The organism is Allorhizobium borbori (assembly GCF_014196535.1).
In the GTDB taxonomy this organism is placed as follows: domain Bacteria; phylum Pseudomonadota; class Alphaproteobacteria; order Rhizobiales; family Rhizobiaceae; genus Ectorhizobium; species Ectorhizobium borbori.
This window is the reverse complement of record NZ_JACIDU010000006.1, coordinates 106,788-121,056: the sequence shown is the minus strand read 5'-3', so window position 1 is coordinate 121,056 and position 14,269 is coordinate 106,788. Positions and strand designations below refer to the sequence as shown.

The 14,269-nt window shown below is 62.8% G+C and carries 12 protein-coding genes and 1 pseudogene; 3 read left to right on the top strand and 10 right to left on the bottom strand.

Features of this window, described 5'->3' with window-relative positions:
* Positions 1-15: 15 nt before the first annotated feature.
* From GGQ66_RS09095 to GGQ66_RS09085, 3 genes and pseudogenes are all read right to left on the bottom strand, one after another.
* On the bottom strand, positions 16-2,739 hold the full coding sequence (locus GGQ66_RS09095; protein WP_183791654.1) for an ABC transporter transmembrane domain-containing protein: 2,724 nt from the start codon (positions 2,737-2,739) through the stop codon (positions 16-18).
* Positions 2,740-2,888: 149 nt separating this feature from the next.
* Positions 2,889-3,869, bottom strand: a pseudogene (locus tag GGQ66_RS09090) (NAD-dependent epimerase/dehydratase family protein); the annotation flags it as partial.
* Positions 3,870-4,099: 230 nt separating this feature from the next.
* Complete coding sequence (locus GGQ66_RS09085) at positions 4,100-5,149, bottom strand: NAD(P)H-dependent flavin oxidoreductase (RefSeq protein WP_210287215.1); 1,050 nt, start codon at positions 5,147-5,149, stop codon at positions 4,100-4,102.
* Between the two features lie 101 nt (positions 5,150-5,250).
* On the opposite strand from GGQ66_RS09085, the gene GGQ66_RS09080 reads away from it, so the two are divergent.
* Complete coding sequence (locus GGQ66_RS09080) at positions 5,251-6,153, top strand: LysR family transcriptional regulator (protein ID WP_183791648.1); 903 nt, start codon at positions 5,251-5,253, stop codon at positions 6,151-6,153.
* A 62-nt stretch (positions 6,154-6,215) separates the two neighbouring features.
* Here the strand turns inward: GGQ66_RS09080 and GGQ66_RS09075 are convergent, their stop codons facing one another.
* Both GGQ66_RS09075 and GGQ66_RS09070 read right to left on the bottom strand, forming a co-directional pair.
* Positions 6,216-6,578 (bottom strand): ribbon-helix-helix domain-containing protein, encoded by a 363-nt coding sequence (locus tag GGQ66_RS09075; protein ID WP_183791646.1) that lies wholly within the window; start codon positions 6,576-6,578, stop codon positions 6,216-6,218.
* A gap of 24 nt (positions 6,579-6,602) precedes the next feature.
* Complete coding sequence (locus tag GGQ66_RS09070) at positions 6,603-7,160, bottom strand: DJ-1/PfpI family protein (protein ID WP_183791644.1); 558 nt, start codon at positions 7,158-7,160, stop codon at positions 6,603-6,605.
* A 213-nt stretch (positions 7,161-7,373) separates the two neighbouring features.
* On the opposite strand from GGQ66_RS09070, the gene GGQ66_RS09065 reads away from it, so the two are divergent.
* Positions 7,374-8,048, top strand: coding sequence for a pyridoxamine 5'-phosphate oxidase family protein (locus tag GGQ66_RS09065; protein WP_183791642.1), 675 nt, complete (start codon positions 7,374-7,376; stop codon positions 8,046-8,048).
* Positions 8,049-8,211: 163 nt separating this feature from the next.
* Entirely contained in the window at positions 8,212-8,985 is a 774-nt protein-coding gene (locus GGQ66_RS09060; RefSeq protein ID WP_183791640.1) for a ferredoxin--NADP reductase, read from the top strand.
* Positions 8,986-9,041: 56 nt separating this feature from the next.
* Here the strand turns inward: GGQ66_RS09060 and glyA are convergent, their stop codons facing one another.
* The 5 genes from glyA to GGQ66_RS09035 all read right to left on the bottom strand — a co-directional run bounded on the left by glyA (position 9,042) and on the right by GGQ66_RS09035 (position 14,260).
* On the bottom strand, positions 9,042-10,295 hold the full coding sequence (gene glyA, locus GGQ66_RS09055) for a serine hydroxymethyltransferase (protein WP_272872529.1): 1,254 nt from the start codon (positions 10,293-10,295) through the stop codon (positions 9,042-9,044).
* Between the two features lie 14 nt (positions 10,296-10,309).
* Positions 10,310-10,618, bottom strand: coding sequence for a 2Fe-2S iron-sulfur cluster-binding protein (locus tag GGQ66_RS09050; protein WP_183791638.1), 309 nt, complete (start codon positions 10,616-10,618; stop codon positions 10,310-10,312).
* 66 nt (positions 10,619-10,684) lie between these two features.
* Positions 10,685-12,121 (bottom strand): amidase family protein, encoded by a 1,437-nt coding sequence (locus tag GGQ66_RS09045; protein ID WP_183791636.1) that lies wholly within the window; start codon positions 12,119-12,121, stop codon positions 10,685-10,687.
* Complete coding sequence (locus tag GGQ66_RS09040; RefSeq protein WP_183791634.1) at positions 12,099-13,484, bottom strand: glutamine synthetase family protein; 1,386 nt, start codon at positions 13,482-13,484, stop codon at positions 12,099-12,101. Before GGQ66_RS09040 ends, GGQ66_RS09045 begins: the two co-directional genes overlap by 23 nt.
* A 38-nt stretch (positions 13,485-13,522) precedes the next feature.
* Positions 13,523-14,260, bottom strand: a complete 738-nt coding sequence (locus GGQ66_RS09035; protein WP_183791632.1) for a type 1 glutamine amidotransferase — start codon at positions 14,258-14,260, stop codon at positions 13,523-13,525.
* Positions 14,261-14,269: the final 9 nt, after the last annotated feature.

The following is a 14,269-nucleotide window of genomic DNA, read 5'->3' as shown; positions in this document are numbered from 1 at the left end:
CCGGCCGCCTTCGCGTTACCTGACGATCAGTTCGTTCAATACCCCGTCTTCTGCACCCATCAGATCATCGTGGCTCCCGTTTGCGCGCACTTCGCCGTGGTCGAAAATCACGATACGCTCAAAATGGTTACTCAGCCTGGGGTTAGACAAGACCCAGATGATAGTGCATCCATTGGAATGGCTACGCAAGAAAGAGATCACGTTCTTGACAAGTTGGGCTTGCAAATTCGGGTTCAGACCCGGCAAAGGCTGATTCAGCGTGTAATAATCGCCGCGACGGATGATGGCCCGGGCCACATTGAGCTTCTGCCGCTGCAGGATTGTCAGGCGCTTGCCCCCCGGCCCGACCTGGAAATCGAGACCGACGGTCAGAAGATCGTCATAGAGGTTCTGCTCCATCGCCAGTTTTTTGATCAGCGACAGGATGCGCGAATGGGAATCCGCGTAGACCCTGCTGATCTTGCCGAAAACGATGTTTTCGAGAAGCGTGGCGGAGGACTGGTATTCGGCTTCATTGTAGCGCGCGATGAGCGCCTGCAGGTTCGGCGGCAGGTTCTCGTAGAACCGGTGCCGGGCCTTGACGATCTTCGCGCGGATCTCGTTGGTGAGAACGCCGAAGCGGAACCGGCTTTCCACATAGGAGAAGGCGGTGAGGAAGAGTACGCGGCGCTGCTCCTCGTTGGCCTCTGAAAGACGCTTGCCCTCGACCTCCTTCTGGATGCGGACATATTCGGGAACCTCGCGGTCTTCCAGCAGAAGCATCTCGGGAAGAAGCGGATTGTTCTGCTGCTCGTCGCCGAACAGTTCCACCATGGTCGCGACGATCTTGCGGCCCATTTCGAACAGTTGCTCGGCCAGCCCGTCTTCGGAGACGATGGAGCGGAAATAGGCGCTGGAAATGATCGTCCGCGCCGCCGCATCACCGCCGATCAGCGCGCCGAACAAGAGGTTCTCGGCAATCGTCGCCTCGCTGTTATAGGCATCGAACTCGAAGGGAACGACGAGTTGCGGCAGATCCAGTTCGATCAGTTCGCCGCGCAGGGTCTTGCGCGCATCGATGGCAAAGCGGGCGATGGTTTCGCGCTGCTGCGGATCGACGACGCTGCGCATGCCCAGATCGAAAATATCCTCGCTCAGCAGAACCGTATCGAGCGCGGACAGCATCCATTCGCGCAGAATCTCGTCATCGGCGATGGTCGTCTGGCCGGCCACGCTGATCCATTCGCCTTCGGTGTCGAAATCGACGTTGCCGGCAAGCGCGGCCTCCTTGATTTCCCAGCGACGCCGGGCCGCCCGCTGTCCCTCGCGCACCGCCGGCTTCAGCGGCGCGTGCTTGAGACCGTAGAGCAGGTTGTCCCTCAGGCTGCCGTCGAAGAAATAGGTCTCCGTCGAGACATAGCTGATGCGCCGTCCCGTGGTGGATTCGGGCAGGTCGAGGATATCCATATCGCCAAGGCTCACCTTGCCGGAGGTCTGCCAGATGGCGCGCCCGAAGGCCTCGGCCACGGCCACGGCGGTCGAGCCGTTGAGATCGAGGAAAGCCACGGTCTCGCCCTTGCCGATCTCGAGCGAAACCTCATGGGCAAGCCGTCCGCCACTGTCGTCGTTCAGCGTCAGGCGACTGGCGGTCAGCGGACCGGGCAAGGGCGGCGGCACATCCGTGAAGACGCTCTGGATGCGTTCCGGCAGGATACCGTCGGACTGGAACTGCTCGACGACCTGCTCGAACTTCACCTGCACGTCCTGACGCCCCTGATCCCAGTCGATCAGGTCCTTCAGCGGGCTCGGCAATTCCTTGTAGGCATTGATGACGGCCACGAGCTGGCCGACGTCCAGACTGCCTTTGAGCGTCAGATAGCCGCCGATGCTGTAGAACAGGAACGGCGTGACCTGGGCGAGGAAGTTGTTGATGAACTTCACCATGAACTTCCACTGATAGAGGTCGTAGCGGATGGCGAAGATTTCGCCGAGCCGCTTGGCCATATCGGCGCGTTCATAGTTCGATGTATCGTAGGCGTGGATCGTGGTGATGCCTTCGACCATTTCGCCGACCCGGCCCGCCAGCCGGCGTGCCGTCAACTGGCGCTGGCGACCAAGCCGGATGAGACGGCGGCGCATGCGCGGGATGATGCCAAGCTGAAGCATGGCCATGCCGACGGCAATCATGCCGAGCCAGAAATTCTGGGCAAGGATGAAGGCAAGCGCGGCAACGACCTGGCCGCCAAGCATGGCCGGTGCGACGAAGGCATCGCCGGCGAAACCGCCCAGCGGCTCCACCTCGTCCTTGATCATCGTCGCGACTTCGCTGCTCTTGGTGCGCTTGAAATAGCTCGGCGGGAAGCGCAGCACCCGGTCGATCAACTGGAAGCGGATACGGCGAAGCAGGCGTTCGCCCAGCCGCCCCTTGTAGGTGTTGATGACGTATTTGAAGCCGTTGTTGATGACCACAAGCGCCAGAAATTCCAGGCTCAGCGCCATCAGCATGGACAGCCGGTCCAGCGGATAGCCGGCATAGATATTCAGATGGCCGATCAACGGCAGGTCGAACCCGACCTCGAAGAAGGGTTGCAGACTATCGGGCGTACCGAAACCATCACCCTGAATCGGGCCGTTGATGATCTGCTTCGGCAGGTCGAGCGACAGGAAATACGGAATCATCGACACGGCGACGATCGTCAGAATGACTATCTGCTGACGCCACGTATGCTTCCAGATGTATCGAGAAAGACTTTTTTCCATGGAACGCAAAATTTGACGTGAGCGATTGCTACCGTTCGTTTCTATTCACCCGATGACGGTTTGTCAAAAACGCCACCAATACTTGTCCCGGCAGGTCCTTCCTGGCACCGGCTTTCTTTGGCGGCGGCGACATCGCCGCGCCAGGCCCGGTACCAGCGCACGAACTCCCCGACGCCGTGTTCCAGCGGGGTGGCAGGCGTGAAGCCGGTCAGCGCCGTCAGCAGCCGGTGATCGGCATAGGTGCGCGGCACATCGCCCTGCTGCATCGGCAGGAACCGGCGAAGCGCCGGGCGCCCCACCGCCTGTTCCACGGTATCGACGAAACGGATGAGTTCGGTCGGTTGACCGCCGCCGATATTGACCACACGGAAAGGCGCGTTCCGCGACAGCGTATCCAACGCATCGCCGACCCGGTTTTCCTCCGATGGCGGCACGTCGGCAAGACACAGGATCGCCTCGACCAAATCGTCTATATAGGTAAAATCCCGGCTCATGCGACCCTCGCCGTAAATTTCGACCGGCTTGCCGTTGAGAATGGCATCGGTGAACTTAAACAGCGCCATATCCGGGCGTCCCCACGGGCCGTAGACCGTGAAGAAGCGGAACGCCGTCGTCGGCACCTTGTGCAGGTGCGCATAGGAATGGGCCATCACCTCCATCGACTTCTTGGATGCCGCATAGATCGTCAGCGGTTCGTCGGCCCGGTCGGTCTCCCCGAACGGTATGTGATCGTTCGCACCGTAGACGGAAGAACTCGAGGCCAGCAGCAGATGGCGGGGACGCACCGTCTTCGCCAGTTCCAGCACGTTCCACGAGCCAACGATGTTCGAGGAGAGATAGGCCTCCGGAGCCTCGATACTGTAGCGAACACCGGCCTGCGCCGCCAGATGCACGATGACATCCGGCGTGTCGGCAGCGGCCCGCTCCAGCGCTTCCCGGTCCTCGAGCATGGCCGTTATCCCGGTAAAGCCGGGAAAGCGCGCGAGAATGGCGTTGCGCTGCTCCTTGAGGGTAACGTCGTAATAGGGCGTCATGCCATCAAAGCCGGTCACGGCATGGCCGGCTTCAAGCAGCCTGTGGGCCAGATGGAACCCAACGAAGCCCGCAGTGCCCGTAATCAAATAACGCATTGCCTTTTCCTCGACCGCGCTTGCCTCGTCCCGGCTCCGGCGCGGGCATGGCCCCTGCGCCTGAACCTGAAATCCAGACGGCTATTAACGCTATTTCAACGACAGGACAAAGGCTACCTTCCGACCATCCATCACCTTGTGGTTTCGGCGGCGGATTTCGGGTCTTCCAGACCGGTCATCTGACAGGCACAAGAACAGCCAGACGGCTTCGGGACGGTCACCGGGCGGCTTCAATGCCCCAGGCCTGCCTCATCGATCAGCACCCGAACCAGTTCGCCGGCCGGGAGTTCGCGCGAAAGCGGTGCGCCCTGCCCCGCCCAGTGCGCGGCGAATTCTTCCACGCCGCAACGGGACGCGGCGGCGTGCAATTGCTTGGCGGCGTCATAGGCGACGGGATAGGCGGCAGGCCGTGCACCCGGCGGACCGTCGCAGGCTTCGATGAAGCGATTGACGATCCCCCGCGCCGGGCGGCCGGAAAGCACCGCCGTCAGCCGCGTACTGGCGGCGCGCCCGCTTTTCAGGTGGGCGCGATAGCCCGCATTGGCCGAGGATTCCGGACACAGGATGAAGGCGGTGCCAAGCTGTGCCGCAGCGGCGCCAAGATCGAGGGCCGCCCGGATGCCCTGCCCGTCCATGATGCCGCCAGCAGCGACAACAGGCAGCCCGCTGCTGCGGACAAGAAGCCGGGTCAGGACCAGCGTGCCGAGCCGTTCATCGTTTGCCGCGGGATCGAACACGCCGCGATGACCTCCGGCCTCGATGCCCTGGGCAACGATGGCATCGATACCCGCGGCTGCAATCGCCTCGGCCTCCTGCAGGTTGGTGGCCGTCGCCATTGTGCGGATACCGGCATCGCGCAACGCGGCGATCCTGTCGCCTTCAGGCACGCCGAAGTGAAAGCTGACCACGGCGGGCCGCGTCTCAAGCAGCACCTGCAAGGCATCGTCATCATCGAGAAAGGTCTTGTAGATTTCCGTGATCCCGGCGGGCACGGCAACGCCGAATTCCGCAAAAAACGGCGCCAGACGGGCAAGCCAGGCCGCCTCCAACCCGGCATCGCGCCGGGCCGGCTGATGGCAAAAGACATTCACGTTAAACGGCTTGTCGGTCGCGGCACGGGTCGCCTCGATCATCGCGCGCGCCTGCTCGGGCGTACTGGCGCCGATGCCGAGCGAGCCCAGACCACCGGCATTCGAAACCGCCGCCGCAAGGGCCGGGGTCGAGACCCCTGCCATAGGCGCCTGAATGAGCGGTACGGTCAGCCCCAGCCTGTCAAACATCGCATCTTGCTCCATAAATTCCAGAACAGGGAATTCACATTGACTTTCATTCTTTATTTGAGAATAAATGAATTACCGTTTTCCGCAAGAGAGAATTCCGGATGGACCACGCCTCGCTTTGTGTGTTTCGCGCCGTCGCCCGTGAGCAGAGCGTGACGCGCGCTGCCGCATTGCTTGGGCGCGCGCCGTCGAATGTCACGACCCGCATTCAGCAGATCGAAGCCGAGCTTGAGGTTCCCCTGTTTCAGCGCGATACCAGACGCATGCTGCTGACGCCCGAGGGCGAGACTTTTCTCGATTACGTCGAACGGATTCTCAATCTCGCGGATGAGGCGCTGCAGATGGTCAATCCGCGCACGCCGGCCGGCGTTTTGCGCATCGGGTCGATGGAGGCGACGGCCGCCACACGCCTGCCCGTGCCGCTCGCGCAATTCAATGCGGCGTGGCCTCAGGTCACGATCGACCTTACGATCGGGCCGAGCCGCTCGCTGGTCGATGCCGTACTTGCGCGGCGCATCGACTGTGCACTGGTTGCAATCACCGGCAATCATGAATGGCTTGCCCCCGGCGAAGTGGATCTCGTGCCGCTTTTCCACGAGGAGCTGGTTCTGCTGCTGCCGCCCGGCCATCCGCGGGTTGAACACCCGCGGGATGTCAGGCCACAGGCCCTGGCCGCCTTCGCGCCGGGCTGCACCTATCGCATGCTGGCGGAGGACTGGATATCAGGGCAAGGCGAACCGGCAGGCCGGTTTCGCATCCACGAGGTTCGCTCCTATCACGCCATGGTCGCCTGCACGGCGGCGGGATCGTGTTTTTCCATCCTGCCGCGCCGCGTGCTCGCGCTGATGCCCGATGCCGCTTGCTTCACGGTGAAGCCGCTGACAACGGCCACCACCAGCCTCGCCACGCGCCCCGGATACGGAACCCCCGCCTTCCAGGCTTTCCGGACGATCCTCGAGACCTTCGCGGATGCAGACGGCGGGTCCAGCGCTCATGCAGGTTGACCAACAGGCTCAGAGGCCGTTTTCCTTCGGCCGGCTGACATCATCGAGGACTGAACGTCCCCTCAGTTCATGACGGCATTGCGCCGGTCGGCCTCCCGCGCCAGGATCTCGCCCGCCGCGTGGTCGGCAATCGGAATACGAAGGTTGGCGGAAAGATCGCCCGCCGCAATCAGCGCATGATAGCGGGCGCAGCAGACCCTCAGAAACGAGGTGAAATTGCCAAGATCATGGTCCGCATCCATGGCTTCATGCCACATGCGGGTGATGAGCTGCGCGACCGTCATCCCGTCGCGCCGCCCGATCTCCGTCAGCGTATCCCAGAAATGGTTCTCGATGCGGATCGACGTCGCGACGCCATCAATGCGCAGACTATGGGTCCGGCTTTGCCACTGGTTGGCATCCGCCCTGATAAAGAGTTCGCACATCGAGAGCCTCCCATCCCGCGATGGCTAGAGAATAGCCAGAAACTGTTTCAGCCAGGCCGGATGGGCAGGCCATGCCGGCGCTGTCACCAGATTGCCATCGGTGACGGCCTCTGTCACGGGAATATCGGCAAAGGTTCCGCCCGAGGCGGTGACCTCGTAGGCGCAGGCCGGGTAAGCCGAGCAGGTGCGCCCCTTCAAAACGCCGGCGGCGGCAAGCAACTGCGCGCCATGGCAAATCGCCGCAACGGGCTTGCCCGCCTCGAAGAAGTGCCGGACCTTGGCCAGCACGGCCTCGTTCATCCGCAGATATTCCGGTGCGCGGCCACCCGGCACGACCAGCGCATCGTAGCTGGCGGCATCCGCCGTGTCGAAATCAGCATTCAGCGCGAAATTGTGGCCGGGCTTTTCCGAGTAGGTCTGGTCGCCCTCGAAATCGTGGATGGCCGTCTTCACGGTATCCCCGGCCTTCTTGCCGGGGCAGACGGCATCGACCGTGTGGCCCGTCGCCAGCAGCGCCTGGAACGGAACCATGGTCTCGTAGTCCTCGGTGAAATCACCGGTAATCATCAGGATCTTCGCCATCGCACATCCTCCCTTGCTGATGGTTAGGGCGGCAGGATAGAGCGACTGGGGCAAGGCCGGGTGTTATCCGGATACTACGCTGCGGAAAGCGGCGTGCAGCAGCCCGTTGCGCCAATGGTCCCCATCTCTTTTGCAAAATGGCTCTAAGGGTCAGCCACCCGCCGCCTGTATTCCGGTTGCAGAGTTTTCTGCGAGCGGAAGGGTGAAAAGACCATGAACGATACCGTCAACGAGGCCAAAGCCCCGAGCGACAAGACGCGGCTTCGCCGCTATAACTGGCTGGCGAAATACGACCGGGACACGATCAACGCCATCATCGATGGCGGCATCGTCTGTCAGGTCGGCTATGTCATTGATGGCATGCCCTATGTCACGCCCACGAACCATTGGCGTATCGATGACTACGTCTACTGGCACGGTTCCTCGGCCAGCCGCATGCTGAAAGCGCAGCAGAAGGGCATTCCGGTCTGCTTCACCGTCACCCATCTCGATGGCATCGTCTTCTCCCGCGCCGCCTTCAACCACAATATCCAGTATCGTTCCGTCATGGCCTTCGGCGACGCGGAGCTGTGCGAGGAAGAGGTGAAGCGTGCAGCCCTCGCCACCTTCACCGACCGTCTGGCCCCCGGCCTGTGGGACTATGCCCGCCCGCCCGCCGAACAGGAGTGGAAGGCGACCAAGGTTCTCCGCATGAAGCTGGACGAGATCTCCGCCAAGGTCTCCGACAGCCTGCCGGGCGAGGATGACGAGGATTACGCCGGCGACCGCTGGGCCGGTTCCATTGCGCTGAAGACGGTGCAGATGGACCCCGTGGCCGATCCGAAGCTGCGTCCGGGCATCGAGATGCCGGATTTCGTGAAGAATTTCCGCTATGTCGGCGTGAAATAGGCAAGCGCGGCGGCGCAAGACCAAGCTGCGCCGCCGCCCTGCCCGCTCGCGGCGCACTGAACCCATCCCCTTTCAACGGAACAAACGCTGCGGCATAGCCGTGGCGAACGTTCCCTTTCGCCAATGGCGCGCGCATCGTCGCGTGCCCATGGAGGGCTTTCGCATGGCTTCCTTTCATCAGGAAACGGTTCTCTCCGTCCATCACTGGACCGACCGGCTCTTTTCCTTCACCACGACGCGGGACATGTCGCTGCGCTTTTCCAACGGTCATTTCACCATGATCGGACTGGAAAGCGAGGGCCGGCCTTTGTTGCGCGCCTATTCCATCGCCAGCGCCAACCATGAGGAACATCTCGAGTTCCTCAGCATCAAGGTGGAGAGCGGCCCCTTGACCTCACGGCTTCAACACCTAAAGCCGGGCGATGCGCTGATCGTCGGCAAGAAGCCGACCGGCACGCTGGTGACGGATTATCTCCTGCCCGGCCGGCGGCTTTACCTGCTGGCGACCGGCACCGGCCTTGCGCCCTTCCTGTCGATCATCCGCGACCCCGAAACATATGACCGTTTCGAGCAGATCGTCCTGGTCCATGGCGTGCGGGAGGTGAGCGAGCTTGCCTATCACGACTATCTGACGGAGGAACTGCCGAAGGACGAGATCATGGGCGAACTGGTGAGCGGCCAGCTCCTGTACTACCCCACCGTGACGCGCGAGACCTTCCGAAATCGGGGCCGCGTCACCACGCTGATCGAGGCGGGTAAACTGTTCGAGGATCTCGGCCTGCCGGCACTGAACCGTGACGAGGACCGGGTCATGCTCTGCGGCAGCCCGGCCATGCTGGCGGACCTCAAGGACATGCTGGAGGCGCGAGGTTTCAAGGAAGGCAACACGTCAACACCCGGCGATTTCGTCATCGAGCGCGCCTTTGTCGACAAGTAATTCCGGTTGTTCCCCCGACTTGGCCGCCCCCTGAAAAGGAGGCGGCCTTTTTTCGTTCAGTAGGGCAGCGGGAAGCGGCGGGTAAGATCAAGCACCTGCGAGCGGATTGCGGCTTCCGTCTCGCCGCCCGCCTTCAGCGCTTCAAGCGCAGTGATGATCATGCCACCGATGGCCGTGAACTCGGCGGGGCCGAAGCCGCGCGTCGTGCCGGCGGCGCTGCCGACGCGGATGCCGGATGTCACCATCGCCTTTTCAGGATCGCCCGGCACGGCGTTCTTGTTGAGCGTGATGCCGCAGCGTTCCAGCATGGCCTCCGCCGCCGCCCCTGTCACGCCGAAGGGTCGCAGATCGACGACGGCCAGATGCGTATCCGTGCCGCCCGAGACGATAGGCAGGCCGCCCGCAGCCAATGTGTCCGCCAGCACCCGGCAATTATCGATGACCGCCCGGGCATAATCCCCGAAGGCGGGCAGAAGCGCTTCGCCGAAGGCCACGGCCTTGGCGGCAATCACCTGCATCAGCGGCCCGCCCTGAAGACCGGGAAAGATGGCGGAATTCACCTTCTTGGCGATGTCCGGATCATTGGTCAGGATGATGCCGCCGCGCGGGCCACGCAGCGTCTTGTGGGTGGTGGAGGTCACCACATGGGCGTGCGGAAAGGGCGAAGTCACGGCCCTGCCGGCCACCAGCCCAGCGAAATGCGCCATATCCACCATGAAGACCGCGCCGACCGCATCGGCAATCGCCCGGAAGGCCGCGAAATCCGGCATGCGGGAATAGGCGGAACCACCGGCGATGATGAGCTTCGGGCGATGTTCGAGCGCCAGACGCTCGACCTCCGCCATGTCGATACGGTGGGTTTCCGCATCCACGCCATAACCGACCGCGTTGAACCAGCGACCGGAAATGTTCATCGCCGCGCCATGCGTCAGGTGCCCGCCGGCCTTGAGATCGAGGCCGAGGATCGTATCCCCCGGCGAAAGCAGCGCCAGATAGACCGCCTGGTTGGCCTGGCTGCCGGAATGGGGCTGCACATTGGCGAAATCACAGCCGAACAGCGCCTTCACCCGATCGATAGCAAGCTGTTCAATCGCGTCCACATGGGTACAGCCGCCGTAATAGCGGCGGCCGGGATAACCCTCCGCATATTTGTTGGTGAGAACGCTGCCCTGCGCCGCCAGAACGGCGGGGCTCGCGAAGTTTTCCGAGGCTATCAGCTCGATGGAGTTCATCTGCCGCTCCCGCTCGAAGGCGATGAGGCCGGCGATCTCCAGATCGGCCGCCGGCAAGGTCCGGAAGGTTGCCATCATGATGGTCGCCCTCCTCAGGCCGGTATGCGCACGCACAGCCCTTCAAGGGCGGGCGTGATGCGGATCTGGCAACTGAAGCGGGAGGCGGGATTGCCGTCCGTTTCAAGGTCGATCATCTCGGCCTCCTCCTCGCCCGGTGCGGGAAGCAGCGCCATGGAGGCGGGCTCGACATGGATGTGGCAGGTGCCACAGGAAAGAGAGGCCTCGCAGGAGCCCTTGATGCCGAAACCACCGGCGCGCAGCACCTCCATCAGCAGGTGGCCGTCGGTCGCTTCCACGGCCTGTTTCAGACCAGCCGGGTTCGTCACGAAAATCGTCGTCATGGTGCTTCCTCTTTTGTTGGTTGGGGAAAAGGCCCGAAACGCTGTCCCTACGTTCCGGGCAAGGGATCAACCGAGCATCGGCGGGCGCCGTTGATGCAGCGGGCGGGCGCGTTCAATGGCACGGGCGGCGCGCAGAATATCCGCCTCCCCGCCCACGCGGCCGATGATCTGCACGCCGACGGGCAATCCCGCCGCCGTGAAGCCGATGGGCACGGAGGCCGCCGGCTGGCCGGTCATGTTCCAGGGATAGGTGTAGGGACACCAGTCCCAGTCCTCGCTGGCATAGCCTTCCGGCACGTCACGCTCCGCTGCGTAGGCTGGCACCGGCATGACCGGCCCGACCAGAAGATCGTAACGCTCGAAGAACGCCTTCGATGCCGCGGCAATGGCCATGCGCTGCTCCATGGCCCGCATATAGCCAAGCAGATCGACCGCCGCGCCAGACACGCCGACGCTGCGGATCAACGGATCGAGCAGCGGACGCTTTTCCGGCGCCGTGCCCTCGACAGCGGCAAAACAGGCCGTTTCCCAGAACACCTTGAAGGGTGTGAAGGGATCGACCGGCCAGAGCGGGTCTTCCCGCGTCACCTGCGCGCCGGCCGCGACGAGAAGCGGCAACGCCTCTTCCACCAGCGCATCGCTTTCCGGATCGATGAGCGGCGCGGTACAACCGAGACGCGACGAAAAGGCAATGCGGAAGCCGGAAATATCCGGTTCCGCCAGATCCGCCGGCAGAGCGAAGGGCACGGGCCACATGTAGGGATCGCGCGGTTCGGGCCGGCTGATGATGTCCAGCATGATCGCGGCGTCCTCTACCGTGCGGGAGAGTGGCCCGACGACGGAATGCGGCATGTCGATATCCGGCGGAAAGGCAGGCACACGGCCAAAACCCGGCTTGATACCGAAGAGATTGGTATAGGCGGCGGGAATGCGAATGGAGCCCGCCCCGTCGCTGCCGAGCGCCACCGGGCCGAAACCGAGCGCCAGCGCCGCCGAAGCGCCGCCGGAGGAGCCGCCCGGTGTTTTCGTGAGGTTATAGGGGTTTCGCGTCACCCCATGCACCTGGCTTTGTGTGACGACCTTGCATCCGGCTTCCGGTGTCGCGGTCTTGGCGAGGAACACCGCGCCCGCCTCGCGCATGCGTGCGACACAGGGCGTATCTTCCGCCACGGGATCGGTGCCGAACAGCAGCGAACCGCGCCGCTTCGGCATGCCGGCCACGGCGGAAAGATCCTTGATCGTCACCGGCACGCCGTCCATGGCCGAAAGCGGCCGGCCCGCCTGCCAGCGCACTAGCGATTGTTCCGCCATGGCCAGCGTATAGGCTTCATCGACATGGACGATGCAGTTGACGGCGGGATCGAGCGCGCGGATGCGCTCGATCAGGGCTTTGGCGACCGCAACGGGTGAGAGCGCGCCCGTGCGATAGCCATCCGTCAGTTCGGCAATGGTCAGCCAGCAGATATCTTCGCCGGGCAGATCAATAGGCTTCGAAATATTCATTGATTTCCGCCGCCGGGATTTCATCGCGCAGACGCGCCGTTTCCTGCCGCTTCATGGCAAGGTACACCTTCACGAACTCCTCGCCCAGAAGATCGCGCAGCGCCGTATCCGCCTCGAAGGCGTCGAGCGCATCGTCGATCTCGGTCGGCAGCTTCGCATAGCTCGCATCGTCTTCCTTCGGGCCGGAGCCGGACGGCATGAGTTCGCGCTGCTGCATCAACCCGAGCAGGCCGGAGCCGATGACCGAAGCCGCGACAAGATAGGGGTTGGACATGGCGGCGGGCACGCGCACTTCCATGTGGGTGGACTTGTCCTTCGACGCCTTGACGCGCACCGAGGCCGAGCGGTCCTGAATGCCCCATGAGATGTTCGAGGGCGCATAGGTGCGCGGACGGATGCGGCGGTAGCAATTGGGCGTCGGGCTCCAGATCGCCATGGCGCCGCGCGCATGGTCCAGCACGCCCTGGATGAAGCTCTTGAAAATCTGCGACATGCCATCGGGATCGGCGAGATCGAGGAAGGCGTTGTTGCCGGTTTCCTTGTCCAGAAGCGAGATGTGGTAATGCGCGCAGCTTCCCGAAAGCCCCTTGTAGGGCTTGGTCATGAAGGTGGCGAGAAGGCCGTGGCGGGCCATATATTCCTTCACCGTGCTCTTGAAGATGAAGCCGGTATCGGCGGCGGCCACGCCCACTTCCGCCGAATAGTTGATCTCGACCTGCCCCGGCCCATGCTCGACATTGTAGGTGATGATGTCGATGCCCTGCGCCTGCAGAACCTTGATGAGATCATCGATGGCCGGATGCGCGTGGGTGCGCGCGGTCGCGAAGATCGGCTGACCATCGAAGAGCGGCTTGCGGGTTTCGGCATCGACCACGTAGAATTCGTATTCGTGGCCCATCATCACCTTGAAGCCGAGGGTATCGGCCACCGAAAGCATCTTCTTCAGAAGCATGCGCGGCGAGGCAAGCTGCACCTTGCCATCATACCACATGGTATCGCAGATGACGCGGCCGGTCTTTTCCAGCCACGGAACCGGCGACAGCGTCGACTGGTCGACCACCATCACGCAGTCCTGATAGTTCATTTCCTCGTTGTAGCCGGAATTGCGCACGGGAACGGAATTGCTGTCCAGCGCCACCGTACCGCCGTAAAGATTGAGGCCGGAGCGCATGTAGCCGGCCACATGACTGATCGGAATCGTCTTGCCGCGGCTCATGCCGGCCATATCCGGCAGTTCGAAGCGCAGGAACTCGAAACCGGCTGCCTTCACCTTTTCCACGAAGGCATCGGCTTCCTCGCGGGTGGCAAGTTCGAGCTTGGGAACATGGAGCGCGCCCGAACCTTCATCAATCACTTTCAACATATCGGAACCCCTTTTATTATGTTGGTCCTGCGGCCCTCTCAGGCGACCTTGCGGCGACCGTGAGCTGCGAGAATGGCGGAGAAATTGTCGTAGAGCGCGCGGGCGGCGGCGCCGAAGTCGCCAAGCTTTGCGGCAACGGTCGCCTCGAGCTTCGCCGCTTCCTCAAGGCCCAGCGCGGTTTCAAGGCTTGCCTTGTATTCGGGCACGGCTTCCCAGTCGGCGACCGTCGTCGGCGTGATTTCGACGTGATATTGCAGGCCGTAGGCATATTTGCCGTAACGGATGGCCTGCGTGTCGCAGGCGGCGTTGGCGGCGAGAACGACCGCGCCGTCCGGCAGTTTCGAAATCCCGGCGCCATGCCATTGGAAGGTCGTCATGCCCTCACCCAGACCGGCCAGCAGCGGATCGGCTTTGCCTTCCGCCGTAAAGGCCACATCGGCCATGCCCACTTCGGGTGCCGCCATCAGCGTCACCTTGCCGTCGAGCGCTTCGGCGAGAAGCTGGTGGCCAAGGCAGATGCCGAGATAGGGGCGGTCAAGCTCCAGCACCCAGCGGCGGATCGCCGCCTTTTCCGGCACGAACCACGGATAGATGTCTTCCTGCCACACATCCTGCGGCCCGCCCATGACGACGAGCAGGTCATAGGGTTCGAGCGGAGGGATCGTATCCCCCGCATCAAGCTCGACCACATCCCACTCATGACCGTCGGCCTTCCAGAAATCCCGGAAAATGCCGGCATGTTCGACGGCCAGATGTTGAAAGACGAGAATGCGCATTGTGTCTCC

Coding starts and splice junctions, on each gene's coding strand:
- GGQ66_RS09095 (WP_183791654.1), bottom strand. CDS start 2,739: ATGGAAAAAAGTCTTTCTCGATACATCTGGAAGCATACGTGGCGTCAG.
- GGQ66_RS09085 (WP_210287215.1), bottom strand. CDS start 5,149: ATGTTTGACAGGCTGGGGCTGACCGTACCGCTCATTCAGGCGCCTATG.
- GGQ66_RS09080 (WP_183791648.1), top strand. CDS start 5,251: ATGGACCACGCCTCGCTTTGTGTGTTTCGCGCCGTCGCCCGTGAGCAG.
- GGQ66_RS09075 (WP_183791646.1), bottom strand. CDS start 6,578: ATGTGCGAACTCTTTATCAGGGCGGATGCCAACCAGTGGCAAAGCCGG.
- GGQ66_RS09070 (WP_183791644.1), bottom strand. CDS start 7,160: ATGGCGAAGATCCTGATGATTACCGGTGATTTCACCGAGGACTACGAG.
- GGQ66_RS09065 (WP_183791642.1), top strand. CDS start 7,374: ATGAACGATACCGTCAACGAGGCCAAAGCCCCGAGCGACAAGACGCGG.
- GGQ66_RS09060 (WP_183791640.1), top strand. CDS start 8,212: ATGGCTTCCTTTCATCAGGAAACGGTTCTCTCCGTCCATCACTGGACC.
- glyA (WP_272872529.1), bottom strand. CDS start 10,295: ATGATGGCAACCTTCCGGACCTTGCCGGCGGCCGATCTGGAGATCGCC.
- GGQ66_RS09050 (WP_183791638.1), bottom strand. CDS start 10,618: ATGACGACGATTTTCGTGACGAACCCGGCTGGTCTGAAACAGGCCGTG.
- GGQ66_RS09045 (WP_183791636.1), bottom strand. CDS start 12,121: ATGAATATTTCGAAGCCTATTGATCTGCCCGGCGAAGATATCTGCTGG.
- GGQ66_RS09040 (WP_183791634.1), bottom strand. CDS start 13,484: ATGTTGAAAGTGATTGATGAAGGTTCGGGCGCGCTCCATGTTCCCAAG.
- GGQ66_RS09035 (WP_183791632.1), bottom strand. CDS start 14,260: ATGCGCATTCTCGTCTTTCAACATCTGGCCGTCGAACATGCCGGCATT.